This is a genomic window from Embleya sp. NPDC020886 (genome assembly GCF_044333915.1).
Taxonomy (GTDB): Bacteria; Actinomycetota; Actinomycetes; order Streptomycetales; family Streptomycetaceae; genus Embleya.
In genome coordinates this window covers 128878-144990 of sequence record NZ_JBIRRX010000019.1, presented here as the reverse complement: position 1 = coordinate 144990, position 16113 = coordinate 128878, and the positions used below count along the sequence as shown (strand labels likewise).

Annotated in this window: 14 protein-coding genes; 3 read left to right on the top strand and 11 right to left on the bottom strand. The window is 71.8% G+C overall.

Translation table 11 applies throughout. The features are described from left to right. Positions 1 to 290: 290 nt before the first annotated feature. Positions 291 to 1184 carry an NAD(P)H-binding protein gene (locus ACH4U8_RS40595; protein ID WP_395783187.1) on the bottom strand — a complete coding sequence of 298 codons (894 nt, stop codon included), beginning with the start codon at positions 1182 to 1184 and terminating at the stop codon, positions 291 to 293. A 174-nt stretch (positions 1185 to 1358) separates the two neighbouring features. On the opposite strand from ACH4U8_RS40595, the gene ACH4U8_RS40590 reads away from it, so the two are divergent. Next, a complete protein-coding gene (locus ACH4U8_RS40590) occupies positions 1359 to 2207 on the top strand; it encodes a LysR family transcriptional regulator (RefSeq protein WP_360312216.1) in 849 nt (282 codons plus the stop codon). 49 nt (positions 2208 to 2256) lie between these two features. Here the strand turns inward: ACH4U8_RS40590 and ACH4U8_RS40585 are convergent, their stop codons facing one another. The 3 genes from ACH4U8_RS40585 to ACH4U8_RS40575 all read right to left on the bottom strand — a co-directional run bounded on the left by ACH4U8_RS40585 (position 2257) and on the right by ACH4U8_RS40575 (position 5098). Further along, the gene (locus ACH4U8_RS40585; RefSeq protein WP_395783185.1) at positions 2257 to 3096 is read right to left on the bottom strand and encodes a DUF4344 domain-containing metallopeptidase; all 840 of its coding nucleotides are present in this window, start codon (positions 3094 to 3096) and stop codon (positions 2257 to 2259) included. A gap of 71 nt (positions 3097 to 3167) precedes the next feature. After that, positions 3168 to 3734, bottom strand: a complete 567-nt coding sequence (locus ACH4U8_RS40580; protein ID WP_360312220.1) for a GNAT family N-acetyltransferase — start codon at positions 3732 to 3734, stop codon at positions 3168 to 3170. A 170-nt stretch (positions 3735 to 3904) separates the two neighbouring features. Beyond that, a complete protein-coding gene (locus ACH4U8_RS40575) occupies positions 3905 to 5098 on the bottom strand; it encodes a serine hydrolase domain-containing protein (protein WP_395783183.1) in 1194 nt (397 codons plus the stop codon). A 360-nt stretch (positions 5099 to 5458) separates the two neighbouring features. On the opposite strand from ACH4U8_RS40575, the gene ACH4U8_RS40570 reads away from it, so the two are divergent. Both ACH4U8_RS40570 and ACH4U8_RS40565 read left to right on the top strand, forming a co-directional pair. Continuing rightward, a complete protein-coding gene (locus ACH4U8_RS40570) occupies positions 5459 to 6424 on the top strand; it encodes a LysR family transcriptional regulator (protein ID WP_395783181.1) in 966 nt (321 codons plus the stop codon). Positions 6425 to 6645: 221 nt separating this feature from the next. After that, positions 6646 to 8151, top strand: coding sequence for a S1 family peptidase (locus tag ACH4U8_RS40565; RefSeq protein ID WP_395783179.1), 1506 nt, complete (start codon positions 6646 to 6648; stop codon positions 8149 to 8151). Between the two features lie 77 nt (positions 8152 to 8228). Here ACH4U8_RS40565 and ACH4U8_RS40560 read toward each other — a convergent pair whose 3' ends face one another. The 7 genes from ACH4U8_RS40560 to ACH4U8_RS40530 form a co-directional block, all read right to left on the bottom strand. Continuing rightward, entirely contained in the window at positions 8229 to 8843 is a 615-nt protein-coding gene (locus ACH4U8_RS40560; protein ID WP_395783177.1) for a dihydrofolate reductase family protein, read from the bottom strand. A 128-nt stretch (positions 8844 to 8971) separates the two neighbouring features. Further along, positions 8972 to 9490, bottom strand: coding sequence for a DUF1990 family protein (locus tag ACH4U8_RS40555; protein WP_379989768.1), 519 nt, complete (start codon positions 9488 to 9490; stop codon positions 8972 to 8974). 174 nt (positions 9491 to 9664) lie between these two features. Then, on the bottom strand, positions 9665 to 11965 hold the full coding sequence (locus ACH4U8_RS40550; protein WP_395783175.1) for an FG-GAP repeat domain-containing protein: 2301 nt from the start codon (positions 11963 to 11965) through the stop codon (positions 9665 to 9667). Between the two features lie 246 nt (positions 11966 to 12211). After that, positions 12212 to 13072 carry a hypothetical protein gene (locus ACH4U8_RS40545; protein WP_395783173.1) on the bottom strand — a complete coding sequence of 287 codons (861 nt, stop codon included), beginning with the start codon at positions 13070 to 13072 and terminating at the stop codon, positions 12212 to 12214. Positions 13073 to 13124: 52 nt separating this feature from the next. After that, complete coding sequence (locus ACH4U8_RS40540; RefSeq protein ID WP_395783171.1) at positions 13125 to 13979, bottom strand: class I SAM-dependent methyltransferase; 855 nt, start codon at positions 13977 to 13979, stop codon at positions 13125 to 13127. A gap of 182 nt (positions 13980 to 14161) precedes the next feature. Continuing rightward, positions 14162 to 14977 (bottom strand): class I SAM-dependent methyltransferase, encoded by an 816-nt coding sequence (locus tag ACH4U8_RS40535; RefSeq protein ID WP_395783169.1) that lies wholly within the window; start codon positions 14975 to 14977, stop codon positions 14162 to 14164. A 64-nt stretch (positions 14978 to 15041) separates the two neighbouring features. Continuing rightward, positions 15042 to 16049, bottom strand: a complete 1008-nt coding sequence (locus ACH4U8_RS40530) for an EamA family transporter (RefSeq protein WP_360312238.1) — start codon at positions 16047 to 16049, stop codon at positions 15042 to 15044. Positions 16050 to 16113 lie beyond the last annotated feature (64 nt).

Sequence of the window (16113 nt, the reverse complement as noted above, 5' to 3'; positions counted from 1 at the left end):
GTGCGGCGGCGGATGTCCGGGCCGGCCCGGGTGCGGGGTGATCCCGCACCCGGCAGTGCGTTGGGCACTGGTGGCTCGTCGTGGGTCCGGCCGCGCCGAGACGGCGCGTCGGAAGCCGAATTCGGGGACTCGATCGGTGCCCCGAACCGCCCCCGTGCCTTGTGCTCACAACTGTGCCAGGGCATTCGGGGGCGGCCGTCGTACGGCGGGACGAGAATTTCGGGCGGGGGCGGTACCCGAGTACCGGTACCCGGACCGTGACTCCTTCGGGTCCGTGCCGCGCGCCGCGGTCAGGCCCGGACGGCCGGCCTGAGGACGTCGGCGCACCAGCGGCGGAAGTCGGTCGGCGCGGATTCGGGGGTGCCGGGCACATCGGCGCCGTAGCAGCCCGTCGCGTCCAGGGCCTGCACCATGTCGGCAAGTCCCCGAGCCCATGCCTCACTTGCCCCGTACCGCACCATGGTGGCCCGGTACTCCGCGGCGTCGGTGTGCCGGACGCGGACCGCGGCTTCGAGCACCTCGGAAACCACCTGCGCCATGCCCTCCGGGGACAGTGCGTCGGGTCCGACCACCGGGACGTCCTCCTGGCCGGCCCAGGTGTCGTCGAGCAGCAACCGGGCCGCGGTGTCGGCGACGTCACCGGTGCTGCAGGTGCGCAGGACCCGGTCCGGTGCCAGGGCCAGGAAGAACATGCCCGCGTCGCGGATCGACTGCACCTGGCCCAGCAGGTTCTCCATCAGGAACGGGGCGCACAACGCCCGGTAGGGCACGCCGGTGGCCTCGATCGCCTCGTCCATGGCGAGCGACGCCGAGATCTGCCCGGCGTTCTCGGCCACGCCGCGGCCCAGGGTGGAGACGGCGACGACCCGCCGGATGCGCCCGTGTGCGATCTCGGCGCACAGCGGCTCGGTGAAGGCGCGGAAGTGGCCCTGCACGCTGTCCGCCCGCGGGCTCGGCGGCACCAGCCAGAAGACGCTGTCCGCGTCCGCGCACGCCTTCGTCAGCACGGCGGGGTCGGCATGCGAGCCCTGGACGACCTCGACGTGCTCGCGTACCCGCGGAGACAGCCGGGCCGGGTCGCGGACGATCACCCGGATTCCCGCGGTGGCGTGCTCGGGGGCGTCGAGAAGACGGTCGAGGACCTGCCGGCCGATCTGTCCGGTCGGGGTGGTGACGACGATCATGAACAACTCCAAGGAGGGAAGGTCGGGGCAGGCCGTGCCGCGCCGGAAGCGGTGCGGGCCGCCCGGGATGTCGTCGAGCCTGCCGCGCCCGGTGCCGGAACTGAAGGATCGTCCGGCTCTCGCTTGTTACCCTCAGGGCAATACCGTGAGGCGATCCGAACGGAGGGCCAAGCCATGGAATCCCGCCCGCTGCGCTACTTCGTCGCCGTCGCCGAGGAGCTCAACTTCACCCGCGCCGCCGAGCGATTGGGCATCTCCGCACCGCCGTTGTCCCGCGCCATCCGCGGCCTGGAGAGCGACCTGGGCGTCGTCCTCTTCGAACGAACCACCCACCGGGTGACGCTGACCCCGGCCGGAACGGTGCTCCTCGCGGAGGCCCGAATCGCCCTGGAAGCCCTCCAGGCCGCCGGTCGCCGGGCCCGGCGCGCGGCGGACCCGGAGCCGAAGCTGGTCCTGGCCGTCAAGGCCGACGGCGACGCGGGACTGCTCGAACCGATCCTGGACCGCTACGCCCGCGAGCCCGGCGCCGTTCCGGTCGCCGTCCGGCTGTGCGGGTGGCACGAGCAACCTCGGCTGCTGCGCTGCGGCGAGGCCGATCTGGCGCTGGTCCACGAGCCGTTCGACCGCACCGGTCTGGACGTCGAAACGCTGATCGCCGAATCGCGCGTCGTCGCGCTCGCCGCCGGCCACCCCTACGCCGACCGCGACCACCTCTCCCTCGCCGACCTCGGCCTGGAGGCCGGCGACCTGGATCGTTTCCTCGACGAGATCCGCCACGAGACCCGCGACCTGGCCCAACTCCTCGCCCTGGTCGGCCTGAACCGGGTCACTCCGCTGCTGCCCGCCTCCGTCGCGGCCCGATACCCGCGCCCCGGCGTGGTCTACCGCCCGGTCCCGGACGCCCCACCGGTGGTCCTCGCCATCGCCTGGCCGCAACAATCGCGCTCCACCGCCACCGCGGCCCTCATCCGCACCGCCGGCACCGTCGCCGCGGGCACGCGCGACCGCGCAGCGGGGCGGTAGCGGTAGCGGTAGCGGTAGCCGACTGCGAAAACGCCGCGGCTCCGCTTCGTCACGGCTTTCGCAGGATCGGAGCCAGGTCCTTCAGCCAGGCGTCGCGTGCCCGCGCCCACTCGGTCGCGCATCCCTCGGCCCGTGCTCGGGGCAGCAGGCGGGCGCTCGCCGGATCGAGTTCTCGGCCGGGCGCGGATCCGTGCAGGTAGCACAGGTGATTGGCGGCGCGGACAAGATCCGGGGAGTGTTCGTCCTTCCCGTCGTCTCCGCCGCCTCCGGCGTCGGCGGCCGCGGCGAGTTCGTACTCCCGGGCGGCCATCCGCAACTGCCGTTCCCCGTCCGCGCCTTGGCGCAGCAGCAGCAGGGCGGCGAAGCGATCCGCGGCATCCTCCTCGGCCCGCTCGGTCACCGAGAGCCGCAGGACGTCGACGAGGTGGTGGGCGGCCTCGTGGTAGAGGGTCTCCACCAGGACGGCGACCACCTCGTCGTCGGCCGGGCGGTGTCCGGCGCGCTCGAAGAGTTCGCGTTCCTCGGCGATCTGGTCGTAACAGATCACGATGCGCTCGGCTTCCGGATCGTATTCGGATCCTTCTCCCGCGCACGATCGGCCGACGACGAGTACCTGATGATCGAGGTCGACGAAGGCGTCGAGGCGTCCGGCGGCCACCTCCAGCACCTTGCGGTCGCGCAGAAAGGCGGCATTGCCTCGATCCGCGTCGGCGGGTTGTTCGAAGCGGATCACGAAGCCGTGCCGGTTCGGGGGTCCGCTGACGTCCGCGTCGGTGCCGTCGGTCCTCTCGCCCGACGCGGTGCAACCGGCGAGCAGCAGGAGCACAAGCACCCCCACCAGGGCTCGGCCGCGCCCCGGTCCACGATCGCGCTCCGGCGAAATCCGCACCGGCAACACCCTCCCCGCCTGCCGACGGCGACGAACCACCCGACGCCATCGGCGTGTACGGGCCATCCGGCTCAGTGGCCGACGGCGGGGCCCTCGCCGATGTACACCGCGACCTCGCCGTCTTCCGGGTCGTAGCGGTCGGACAATCCCTCGAAGCGCATTCCCGCCTTCTCGGCGACGCGCAACGACGCGGTGTTGGCCGGGTCGATCAACGCGACCAGTCGTGGCAGGCGGTGGGCGTGCGCGTAGGAGATCGCCGCCTTGGCGATCTCGGTCGCGTAGCCCTTGCGCCAATGGGCGGCCGCCAGGTGCCAGCCGATCTCGTACTCGTCGACCCGATCGCGAAACGGTCGGACGAACACGTCCCCGACGAAGGTCTCCGCCCCGGCTTCACCCGTCTCGACGAGAACCGCCCAGAAACCGCACCCGACGCCGTGCCCGCTCACCGCGCGCCAGCGCGGGATGTCCTGCGCTATCACCGCGAGGTCGGCGGGCGACTCGTCCCCGGTGAAGCGCGTCACCGCCGGGTCGGCCCACATCGCGAACGCCGCCGGCGCGTCGCCTTCCTCGAACTGCCTTGCGTACAACCGGGTGCTGCGAAACACCACGGGCCCTCGGGGTGCCCTCACCGCGACCATGCGGGCAGTGTAGTGCCGCACCGGGAACGTGCGCGGAGACGTTCGTCGACACGCCGCCCGCGACGGCCGGCCGGGCCACATCGCCCATCGCTCGATCGAAGGCCGGCCGTCGACGGCCCGCGGCGCGAACCGCCCCTGCCTCGGGGCGAGGGCCCGAGCGCCCGCACCCGTCACCCCGCGCGCGCGGCCCCGACCTCGTCCTCGGGCGGCAAAGCGGCGGCGGTCGACACACGCGGCTTGGACGCCGTGCCGCAGAACGCCGATTCCAGGGTGTCGCCCAGGACCGTGTTCACGGTGCCGTTGTTGCTGGCGTTGGCCATCGAGGTGACGCTGCGGCGGCCGTCCCGCGTGGTGAACGCGTAGGTGTAGTAGCCCTGCATGGTGCCGGTGTGCCCATAGACCGAGATGCCGCAGGAGAGGTCCCGTCGGCGCAGGCCCAATCCGTAGAAGCGGACGCCCGAGGAGTCGCTGGGCGTCATCTCCAGCATCCGGTCCAGCAGGTCGGCGCGCAGCAGTCGACCCCCGAGCAGCGCGGACACGAATCGGTCCAGGTCGGCCGGGCTGGAGATCATCGCCCCGGCCGACTGGGCCCAGGAGACGGTCTGTTCGGTCGAGTCGACCAACGGCGCCCCCGCCTCGTCCGGGGTGAGGTAGCCGTGGATGCTCTTCCCGGGGATGGTGGTCTCCGGGTGTACGTACATGGTGTCCCGCAGGTGCAGGGGACGGATGATGCGTCGTTCGTACTCCTGCCGCACCGAGCGTCCGGTCACCTTTTCGATCAGGGCGCCGACGACGACGAAGTTGGTGTTGGAGTACTGGTAGGTGGTTCCGGGCACCGCCGTCGCGGGATGTGCGGTGGACAGGTCGATCAGTTCGCGCAGGCCGAACACCTTGTTGCGGACCGCCTCGAACCCGGGGACGGTCCGGGCGAACATGTCGTTCGAGTAGTCCCACAGCCCGCTCTTGTGCGTCAGCAGATGGCGCACGGTGATCCGAGCGTCCGGCAACACGCCCGGCAGGTACCGATCCACGGGCGCGTCCAGGTCGACCGCGCCCGAGCCGACCAGTTGCATGAGCACCACGGTCGAGAAGGTCTTGGTCACGCTGCCGATGCGGAAGCGGGCGTTCGTGTCCATGCCCGCGCCGGAGGTGGTGTCGCGCACGCCGGCCGTCTGGCGGTGGACGGTGCGGCCGTCGTCGATCCGGGTCATCGCCCCGGGAGCGCCCGCGGCGAGCGTACGGGTCAACACCTCGCGCAGTCCCGCCAGATCCGGCTCGGGCAGCGTCGTCGCACTGCCCGATCGGGTGGTCGCGGCGGTCTCGGCGGCCGACACCCCGGTCGCGGGTCCGACGGTAACGACCAATGTCAGTAAGGCGGTTGCTGCGGCAGCACGTGTCACCAGGATGCGTCGCAAGGCATTTCTCCCATGATTTCAGGACGTTCACGGCCGGGACTGCCATGCCCACCGAGCGTGCCTCGACCCGAGGCAACCCGAAGTACACCCGGGCACTCGCTCGGGCCGGCGAAATCCCGTCGCTCCGACGGTAGTCGATCTCCATCGGCCCGCCGACCACACGACACGCCGGACCCCGTCCACCCCCCGACCGACGGTCGGCCGCAACGAACGCGCGAGAGGTCCCGGCCGACGAACTCCCCGAGCCACCCCGGGGAACTGCGGGCCGGCACCTTGTAGCCGCCCCCGCTCGCCCGTACCTTGCCGGGCATGGACATGGAATTACGCCATCTGCGCACCATTCGGGCGATCGCGGATGCGGGCAGTCTGACCCGCGCCTCCGCCGTGCTGGGCCTGGCTCAGCCCGCGCTCAGTACCCAGCTCAAACGCATCGAAAAGGCTTTGGGCGGCGCCCTGTTCGAGCGCGGCCGGGAGGGTGTGACGTTGACTCCGCTGGGCGAGTTGGTCCTGGATCGGGCCCGGGTGCTGTTGCCCGCGGCACGACAACTCCAGGAGGAGGCGGTCCGGTTCGCCAATCGGGGCGAGGTGTCCCCCAGGTTCCGGCTCGGCGGCACGCACGGGCCGCTGCTCGGCGGCCTGGTCGACCGCCTCGCCGAGGAACACAGCGCCGATGCGGTCACCACGCACATCTCTTGGTCCAACCGGGAGTTGGCCGCCATGGTGGCGACCGGGCGGCTGGATTTCGTACTGCTGGGCGCGTGCGGCGAGAGCCGCCCGGCGTCCGACGGCGGCCTCGCGTGGCGTGAGGTCGGCACGGATCCGGTCTTCCTGATGCTGGCGCACGATCACCCGCTCGCCGGCGAGCCGGAGGTGGACCTCGCCGCGCTGGCCGGTGAGACGTGGGCGGTGGTGCCCGGCGAAGGTTGCTTCGGCGACTGCTTCTCCACCGCGTGTGCCCGGGCGGGCTTCGCGCCGAAGGCGATCTACGAGACGGACGTGGCCTCGTGCGTGTATCTCGCCCAGGTCGGCCGGGCGGTCGGCCTGTGCCGGGCGACGATGCCGCCGACGCCGGGCATCGTCCGCACCCCGCTGGCCGGCGTACCGCTGTCGTGGCGACATCTGATCGGCTGGCACCCGCACGCGCCCGCCGCGCACACGGCGGCCCTGGTGACCGCCCAGGTGCGCGCGGCACACGCGGCGGCGGTACGGAACGCGCCGCGCTACTCGGACTGGCTCGCCCGGCACGACGGCCGCGGCTACGGTACGGCGAACTGACACCATGTCATCCACCCCGCCGACGCTCGCCCCGCGCGCACCTGACGTGGCGTCAATCCCCTTTGCCGACACGGCAGTCGACCTCTCGACGGCGTCGCGTACGAGCACCGCGCCGAACCGCCGCACGCCCGGCCATAACACGGCGACAGGGGGTTGTTGACAGGTACCTCGTCTGATCGCTCGAAGATACGTTTCTGTCGTCCCCACCGACAGGAGTCCCCATGCGCCTCAAGCGTGTCGCGGCCGCGTCCTGTGCCGCCGTGCTCACTGTCCTGACCCTCGCCGGCACCGCCTCCGCCTCCGGAACCGACCCCACTCCCCCACCCGCCGACGACGCCCTCGTCGTTCCCGTCGACCCCGCCCCCGCCGTCCCCGAGGGCCTCGTCGAAGCACTGCAACGCGACCTCGGCCTCACCGCCGACACGGCCAAGACCCGTCTGGCCAACGAATATCGGGCCGCGATCCGGGAGCCGGTGCTGCGCGCACGCCTCGGCGCACACTGGGCCGGCGCCTGGCTCAGCGGCGACAGCGCGCAGTTCGTCATCGCCACCACCGACCGGCGCGACGTCCGAGCCATCGAGGCGAACGGCGCCATCGCCCGCGTGGTCCCGCACTCGCTGGCCGACCTCGACCGGATCCGCGAGGCGCTCGACCGCTCCGCGCTGCGTCGAAGCCCGGTGGACACCCCGCTGTGGTACGTCGACGTCGCCACCAACAAGGTCGTTCTCCAGTCCCACGACACCGCCCGTACCCGGGCGTTCGTCGTGTCCAGTGGAGTCGACGCGGCCGGCGTCGAGATCGTGCCCTCCACCGTGCAACCGCGCGCGCTGGCCGACCTGCGCGGTGGCGACGCCTACAACATCAACGGCAACACCCGCTGCTCGATCGGCTTCCCGATCACCCGCGGCACCCAGGGCGGCTTCGTCACCGCCGGCCACTGCGGCCGGGCCGGCGCCACGACCACCGGGAACGGCGCGGCGCAGGGTACGTTCCAGGGGTCGTCCTTCCCCGGCAACGACTACGCGTGGGTCGCCACCAATGCCAACTGGACCCCGCGCGGGCTGGTCAACCGCTACCCGGGCACGGTACCGGTCGCCGGATCCACCCAGGCCCCGGCCGGTTCCTCGATCTGCCGCTCCGGCTCCACGACGGGGTGGCACTGCGGCACGATCCAACAGCACAACACGTCCGTGACCTACCCGCAGGGAACCGTCACCGGCGTCACCCGCACCACCGTGTGCGCCGAACCGGGCGACTCGGGCGGGTCGTTCATCTCGGGCAGCCAGGCCCAGGGGGTCACCTCGGGCGGCTCCGGGAACTGCTCCTCCGGCGGTGAGACCTACCACCAGCCGGTCACCGAGATCCTGCAGACCTACGGTCTGACCCTGGTCACCGACGGCGGCACGCCGCCCACCGGTTGCGCGGGCGCCCAGAACACCTACTCCGGCACGCTCGGCTCGGGCGCGCAGGCAATCCAGCCGAACAACTCGTACTACGAGACCACCGCGTCCGGCACACACACCGGTTGCCTGACCGGCCCGGCCGGCGCGGACTTCGACCTCACCCTGCAGAAGTGGAACGGCTCCGCCTGGACCAAGGTGGCCGAAGGCACCACTCCCGAGGCCGACGAGACGATCTCCTACAACGGCACCGCTGGGCGATACCGCTACATCGTGCTCGCCTACAGCGGCTCCGGCAGCTACACCCTGGGGGTAAGCAAGCCCTGACCGCGACCAGCGGCAGCTCCCGCATCCGACCGCACGGGTACAGGCGTCGACCCGACGCCTGTACCCGTGCTCGCGTACTACTGCGCGGGTCGGGCGATATGCGGCTTGGCGTCGTCGTAGTCGGCGCTGCCCGGCGCCTGGGTCGGGCCGTAGACCAGGTGCAGCACCCCGGTCGGGAACGCCTCGGACGAGATCAGCCGCAGCGGGATCGAGGCGTCGCCCTCGTCGAACAGGCGCATACCCTTGCGCACCGCGATCGGGTGGACCAGCAGGTGCAACTCGTCCAGGAGACCGGTGGCCAGCAGTCGGCGCACGATCGAGACCGAGCCGCTCACCGTGATGTCCGCGCCCGGCTCGTTCTTCAGCGCGGTGACGGCCGCCACCAGGTCGCCGTCGAGTTGCTCCGAGTTGCGCCACGTGAAGGCGAGTCGCTGCCGCGAGACGACCACCTTGCGGACGTCGCCGAGCGCCTTCGCGAAGCCCGCGTCCTCGCCGCCGGCCGCCTCGCGCTCCGGCCACGCGCCCGCGAAGCTGTCGTAGGTCTTGCGGCCGAGCAACACGGTGTCGGCCGCGTCGAACATCGCGCCGACGGCCGCGCCCATCGCGTCGTCGAAGTACGGGAAATGCCACTGGTCGGGCGCCTCCACGACGCCGTCCAGGGAGACGAACAGGCCGGCGGTGATCTTCCTCATGACGCTCTCCAGGTGAATCTTGCGGTGGCCGAACCCCCGCGGGGAACCGCGGGGGTGAACCCGTCACCGCATTAGACGCCGGCCACGTCCGGAACTCATCGGTGACGCGACGAGCAATCCCGACAAGCTCACGCCCCGTCCGCGAGCCGGCGGCCGGCGGCGAGGTAGCGGGTGGTCACCCGGTGCTGGATCGCGCGGGTGACCGGGCCGCCCAGGTACGACCACCACGTGCCGGGCCGGCTGAACGCGCGGATGGTGAACCACACGACGTCGTCGGGGCCGCGCTCGACCACGAACGCCTCCTCGCCCGACTCGGGGTGCCCCCGCAGCGTGCCGTAGGCAAAGCCGGCCCGGTCGGCTTCGTCGAGTACCCCGACCACCCGACACGGCGCGGCGAACCGCACCGGCCCCAGCCGCAACGTCGACGTCACCTCGACCCCCACCGCGGCCCGGACCGCGTCCGCCCGCACATCCAGACCCGCCCCACGCGACACCTCCCACCCCAGCACGCCGTCCGCCACCCGCCGAAAGACCTCCGCCCCCTCGCCCACCCGCACCCGCCGCTCGACATGGTGATATCCGGACGGCAACGACACGCCATCACGCAAAGTCGCACCGACATCGGAATAAGTCAGAACCTCGGACATACGCCCCATCCTCCGCCCCCGCCACACTCCGGGAAGCCCCGGCCCCACCCACGACAGCCGCCACCGCCGCAACGCCGGACGTTGACGGCCGCCCGAAACCGTGCCACCTGGCCGGGCCGACCGGTGACCGGGCCGCGCACCCCCGTGGTCGTGGGGCGCGCGGCCCGGGATGGATCAGCCGGTCCAGCCTCGGTAGGCATAGGTGAGGTCGGCGTCGGGTTCACCCAAGGTGGTGTAGGTGGTGTCGACCTGGGTGTTGTCGGGGTGTAGCGCGAACACGTCCGCGCGGTGGTCGCCGTTGACGTCGCCCGCGGCGAATCCGGCGTTCGCGAAGCCCGAGCCGCCCGGGAGGGAGTAGGTCCGCCTCGGTGCGGTGAAGCGCCCATTGGCGCCCGGGGTGAACGTGTGCACGTCGGAGGACGAGCCGTAGTCGTACATCGCCGCCACGTCCGCCCGCCCGTCGCCGTCGAAGTCCCCGCTGGTCAACCGCACTCGGTTGAACTCCCACGCGCCCGGACCCGCCGACCAGCCTTCCGCCGGCTGCTCGAAGCCGGTGCCGGTGGAGAACGCCGTGTGCCACTGCACTCCGCCGTTGGAGTAGCCGTAGAACCCGGCGATGTCCGCCTTCCCGTCGCCGTTGAAGTCACCGGCCACGTACTTCGCGCTGTTGAACCACCAGCCACCCGGTGCGGCCATCCAGCCGAGTTGCGGTGCCGCGAAGTCGCCGGCGGCGTTCGCCGTGAAGGTGAACAGCCCGATCCGGCCGTCGTCGTAGCCGTAGACCGCGCCGACGTCGGTGCGACCGTCGCCGTTGAAGTCGCCGCTCAGCAGGACCACCTTGTTGTAGTCCCAGTTGCCCGCCGGGACACCCCAACTCTCGTGCGGCTGGGCGAATCCCGCCCCCGTGGACAACGCCGTGTGCAGTTGCACGCTGCCGTCCGCGTAGCCGTAGAAGCCGGCGATGTCCGCCTTCCCGTCGCCGTTGAAGTCGCCGGACACGTACTTGGCGCTGCCGAACCACCAACCGCCCGGCCCCGATTCCCAGCCGAGCACCGGCCGGTCGAAGCTGCCGTCGGGTCGCCCCGAGGAGCGGTACAGGCCGATCCGGCCGCCCGGGAAGCTCTGCACGACGCCCATGTCGGCGCAGCCGTCCCCGTCGAAGTCGCCCCCGAGCACCGCCCGCGCCCCGTCCGGAAGGCCGTTGGCACCGCCGGGGTAGGTGCGCCCGGCGCCGTCGCAGTAGGGCGTCGGGAAGGGCACGTGGTAGACCACCCGACCGGTCATCCGGGGCTGCGCCTCGCCGGCTCGGTAGGGCGATTCGTTCGCGATCCACAGTTGTCCGGTGGACGGGTCGAAGGAGACGTTCTCGATCCCCGCCGGGGTCTGTGCCCAGAGCGACAGGGGCCGGCCCACGCTGCCCCGGTAGATGCAGTTCGGTTCACCGAAGGCGTCGGCCTCGTTCGGGCAACCGCCGGTGACCACGAACTGTCCCGCGCGCATCGCGACGCCGGCCGATTTGCCGAACGGCACGTTGTAGGCGGCCTCGGCCCGGACCGCGCCGGACGCGTCCTGCTTGAACAGCGACGTCACCGGATCCAGCGGCCAGCGCACCGCGCGGCTTTGCACATCGAGGGTGCGCTCCAGGGTGACCAACGCCGGTGTCGCGCCGCTGTGATCGATGGAACCACTCGCGAAGCACGGCGTCTGGTCGGCGTTCTCGCCGCAGGTCCCGCCCCGATAGGTGTATCGGGCGACCTGGGGCAACACGCCTTCCTGCAGGTCGGCGGAGACCGATCCGTTCGCGGCGACCCCGACGGCCGTGCCGCGCACGGTGGTGGACCACAGGTGGTTCAGGTCGAAGACGCGCACCTCGCTCTGCGCGAAGACGAGCAGATTGCCCCCGTACCAGGCGAGCGTGTCGGCGTGGCCCTCCATCGGCTGGAAGCCGCCGCCGGCGCCGGTGGGGGTCGCCAACAACGCGCTGCGGTAGGTCGGGTGCGCGGGATCCGTGACGTCGGTGAAGGAGACCCGCATCCGCGAGTTCGGCTGGGTCGGGTGATCGTAGGAGGCCGCCCAGGCGACCGCGACGATGCGGCGCCCGTTCCACAGTCCGGTCGCGGGCGAACTCTCGCCCGACGTGGCCAGCCCCTGGGGTACGTAGCGCCACGACGTCTCGTCCGAGCTGCCCGGGGTCCAACAGAAGCCGTCCGCACCGGACATGGGCACCGCGGTCTTGCAATCGGCCAGCCGGGCACCGACGTTCGGGGTGCGCCCGAGCCACGTGGTCAGGGCGACCGGCGCGAGTTGGGCGTAGCTCTGCTCGGCCGCGACCACCTGCTGTCGGGCGGAGCCGTCGAAGGCGAGCCCGAAGGTGCTCGCGTCCGTCACCGTGATCGGCGCGTCGGGATCGGTGATCAGCGCCTGGGCCGATCCGGGTAACACGACCGCCGCGGTCGCCCCCAGCAGGAGGCTCACCGCCGCAGCCACGAACCCGCGTCTTGTTCTGCCGGTACTCCGCATCGAATCCGCCTTTTCGCGTTCTCCAGGCGGAGCAAGGGACTCGATCCGCCTGCTGCTACGGCGAACAACCTACCGGTCGGACGGCGCCCGGCGCCGCGACGAACTTGCGAATCGCATGGGAATTCCCTTGCGCCCAAAGCCCGTTCACCCTGATCGAAAACCCACAAAGCACCGACAACACCGACGAACCCCACAACCGGCTCACCGAACCGGCACGTCGTACACCACCAGCATCGTCGCGGCCGACCGGCACGCAGCGGCGCCCCGAGGCGGCTCGGACAGGGTCGGCGCCGGCACGCCGTCCGGGCCGACGTCGACCCGCGTCCCGACCTCGACCGCCGCGGCGGGCGTGCGGCAGTACGGCACCGCGAACGCGAAGCGCCGGTCCCGGGTGCGCGGCGGCAGCACCGGCACCGCGTCCCGAGGCAGACCCAACTCCGCGCTCCAGCGCGACAGTTCCGCCGCATCGGCCAGCTCCCGCGAGCGCACCCCCGGGGGCGGCGACTGCGTCGGTGTGTCGAAGACCCGCTGGGCGACCAGCAGTCCGGTCCCCGGATCGCGCGGCTTCCGGCCCTGGAAGTGCGGTTGGGCCGGCAGCTTGTCGCGCGGCACCTCGAAGCGCGCCACCAGCGGCATCTCGTCGAAACACTCGCGCTGCTCCGGACCGGTTTCCAGGTCCAGGGCCAACGCGGAGCCGTCCAGATACAGTCGCGCGCTCTTCGTCTCGGCACACCTGGTGCCCATCGAAATGCTCACCACGGCGCTGCGGGCGAAGTCCACCCCGGGCTCCGCGGCGGCCGGGCGGCCCGGCGTGAGGTGGGACAGGATCACCCGGTCCTCCTGGGGGGTGCGCGCGACATACAGGCCGTGCACGGCCGAAACGGAACCCACGGTCAGGGTCCGCACGTCGATCCGCACCCCGGGCACCGGCGCGACAACCGCCCGGGCCGGCGTGTCCCGAGCCTCGATCACCCCGACGGCGATCCCGATCGCGACCACCATCGCGACCACGACCCACCAGGCCCGCCGCCGCCTCGTCCTTGCCGCACCCGTCTCGATCATGCCGATGCGACGCACGCTCCCCCGCCCCGGTTCCCCGCTCCGCTCGGATCGTTCACCGCACCCGGGTGGGCGGCGCCTTCCGCCAGACGAGGACCTCGGTGCTCGGCTGCCGTTCGGAGAACCGCCCCGACGCGGACGCCTGCCGCAGGAGCCGACGCAGGTCCGCCTCGAAGTCGTCGCGCCGGGCACCGAACAGGTGCGGGGCCGAGAACGACATCGAGAACACCCGGGCGACCACATCCGCACAGGTGCGTTCGAGTTCCTGCCCGCCGGGAACGACCAGGCGCCGATCCGGGACGAAGCCCGCGCGGGCGAACACCTGCGCCTCACCGCCGGGTGTTCCCTCCCGCAGCAATCCGCGGCCGGCCCGCCGGATCGGCCCCAGGTAGTGCTCGACCAGCTCGTCCACCGCCGCCCGGGGCACCGCCGGATGCGGCAGGCCGTCGACGGTGCGTGGTTCGGACTTCAGGTCGCAGATGTGCACCAGCGCCCCGCCCGGCGTGAGCATCTCCCGGATCGCGGCCGCCACCCGGTCGCGCTCCATCCAGTGGAACGACTGCGCGAAGGTCGCGACCGTGAACACGCCGAGTCCGGCGGGCAGTTCCTCGGCCCGCGCTCGCACCCAGCGGGTCTTCCCGGCGACGCCCCGCGCGGCGGCACCGCAGCCGGCCCGGGCGATCATCCCGCTGTCCGGATCCACGCCGACGATCTCGCCGAACACGTGTGCCAGACCCAGGGCGACCGTGCCGGGACCACATCCCACGTCGATCAGCCGCCCACGCCCGTCGAGCGTCAACGCCTCGGTGAGGGCGTCGGCCAGGCCGGGCGCGTACGGAAGGCGCCCACGTTCGTAGTACTCGGCCGTGCCCGCGAACAGGCTCTCGTCCCACTCCCAACCGGCTTCCACGCGGCCCTTTGTACCTCGAAGCGGGCCGCCCGCGCCGAGTCGGCGTGACCGGGTGGGCCCCGAGGCGGTTGATGGGGCATGGGTGGCAGGAGCCGGGTGCGGGGCGGGCGGGTCGCGGTGCCGAGCGGGCGGGCGGGGTGTCGGCGTTCACCGCGCCGCCACCGACCCCGATCCGCGCCGACCTACGCCTTGGTCGCGCGCAACGAGTAGATCAGCGGCACCCGCGGGTGACCTGCGGGGAAGCGATGGATCCCGTGCTCCTGCTCCAGGATCGGAAAACGAGCGAAGAGGGAGAAGGCGTGTTCGTGCAGGAACTCCAGGCGCAGCCCGGCCGCCGTCAGCGCGCTGACCACGTCGCCGATGCCGTGTTGCCACTCGACCGTGACGTTCGCGGAGGTCGGCGCGGCCAGGTCGGCATAGGTGCCCGGCTCGTCCCACACCAGCGCGTCGCGGCGGAAGTAGTCCAGTTCGACGGTGCGGCCGTCCTCGGCCAGGACGTCGGCGAACGGGTGGAACTCGGCCAGGTACATGAAGCCGCCCGGGGCCACCAGCGCGGCCACCGTACGGGCCCAGCGTTCCACGTCCGGGAGCCAACACAGCGCGCCCAGACCGGTGTAGACGATGTCGAAGGTCCGGCCTTCGAGAGTGTCGACGGCGTCGTACACGTCGGAGGTGACGAATCGGGCCGTGTCGACCCCGATCCGCGCGGCGAGGTCGCTCGCGGCGGCCACGGCCGGCTCGGAGAAGTCCAGGCCGGTGACGGTGGCGCCGCGGCGGGCCCAGGACAGGGTGTCCAGACCGATGTGGCACTGGAGGTGGAGCAGTGTCCGACCCGCGACGTCGCCCACCTCGGCGAGTTCGAAGTCGCGCAGGGCGTCCTTGCCGGCAACGAAACCGGCCACGTCGTAGAACTCGCTCGCGGTGTGGATCGGGACCCGCTCGTCCCAATTGGCCTGATTGAACGCGCGCCAGTCCGCCGTGTCGGGGGTCTTCGTCATGACCGGCCACGCTAATCGGCCGCCCGGCCGGTCTCAACCGAAATTCCGCCGGTGCCCGCCCCGCCTACCTGGCCGGCTCGGCCTTCGGAGTCCCCTCGGCCGGTTTCGGGATGTCGACCACAGGCGCATCGCCCTCCCGGCTCTCCCGGCCCTCCCCGCCCACGGCCGGCCGCGACGTCGGTTCGGCGGCGCGGGAGCGGGTGGCGACGATCAGGGCCACCGACCCGACGATGATCAGGCCGCCGAGGTAGACGTTCGGGCCCACCGACTCGCCCGCGATCGCGGCGCCGAGCAACACCGCGATCACCGGGTTGACGTACGCGTAGGTCGCCACCGTGTCGTTGGGCAACACGGTGTTGACGTAGAGGTACGCGCTGAACGCGACGATCGAACCCGCGAACACCAGCCAGGTCAGGCCGAGCCACGAGGCGGTCGAGATCTCGGCCACGTGCAGCCGGCCGAACTCGCCGCGCAGCGCGGCCAGGACGAGCAGGGCCACGCCGGCGGTGATCATCTCCAGCGAGGCGACCACGAGCGGGTGCCTGGGCAGCGGCGCGGTCCGCGCGTACACCGAGCCGGCCGCCCACAACACGCACGCGATCAGGACCATCACGGTGCCGCCCGCGTGTACGTCGCCGCCCGGGCCGCCGACCAGGACACCGATCCCGACGGTGCCCAGGAGCAGTGCGAGCAGGACCGCGCCCGACACGCGGGTCCGGGTCACCAGCGCGTTGATCAGCACCATCCACACCGGCACCGTGGCCACGATCAGCGCGGCGAACCCCGAGTCGAGGTGTTGTTCGCCCAGGCTCACCAGGCCGTTGCCGCCGACCAGGAGCAGACCGCCGATGATCGCCGCCGAGCGCAGGTGCGGCCAGGTCGGTCGCTGGGCACCTCGCGCGTGCCGGGGGCCGACGACCGCGAACATCAGCAGCCCCGCGATCAGGAACCTGGCGCCGGCCGCGAGCAGCGGCGGGATCGTCTCGATCGCGTACCGAATGCCCAGATACGTCGAACCCCACAGGATCCAGACGGTCACGAGCGCGGCCCACGGCAACAGTCGATCCCTCATTAGAGGAGACAAGGCGATCCCCATACCTCAGTAAGTTAAGTAGAAGCGGCTGATAGCCTTTTTT

Coding starts and splice junctions, on each gene's coding strand:
- ACH4U8_RS40555 (WP_379989768.1), bottom strand. CDS start 9,490: ATGTCCGAGGTTCTGACTTATTCCGATGTCGGTGCGACTTTGCGTGAT.
- ACH4U8_RS40565 (WP_395783179.1), top strand. CDS start 6,646: ATGCGCCTCAAGCGTGTCGCGGCCGCGTCCTGTGCCGCCGTGCTCACT.
- ACH4U8_RS40560 (WP_395783177.1), bottom strand. CDS start 8,843: ATGAGGAAGATCACCGCCGGCCTGTTCGTCTCCCTGGACGGCGTCGTG.
- ACH4U8_RS40580 (WP_360312220.1), bottom strand. CDS start 3,734: ATGGTCGCGGTGAGGGCACCCCGAGGGCCCGTGGTGTTTCGCAGCACC.
- ACH4U8_RS40535 (WP_395783169.1), bottom strand. CDS start 14,977: ATGACGAAGACCCCCGACACGGCGGACTGGCGCGCGTTCAATCAGGCC.
- ACH4U8_RS40570 (WP_395783181.1), top strand. CDS start 5,459: ATGGACATGGAATTACGCCATCTGCGCACCATTCGGGCGATCGCGGAT.
- ACH4U8_RS40530 (WP_360312238.1), bottom strand. CDS start 16,049: ATGAGGGATCGACTGTTGCCGTGGGCCGCGCTCGTGACCGTCTGGATC.
- ACH4U8_RS40590 (WP_360312216.1), top strand. CDS start 1,359: ATGGAATCCCGCCCGCTGCGCTACTTCGTCGCCGTCGCCGAGGAGCTC.
- ACH4U8_RS40595 (WP_395783187.1), bottom strand. CDS start 1,184: ATGATCGTCGTCACCACCCCGACCGGACAGATCGGCCGGCAGGTCCTC.
- ACH4U8_RS40545 (WP_395783173.1), bottom strand. CDS start 13,072: ATGATCGAGACGGGTGCGGCAAGGACGAGGCGGCGGCGGGCCTGGTGG.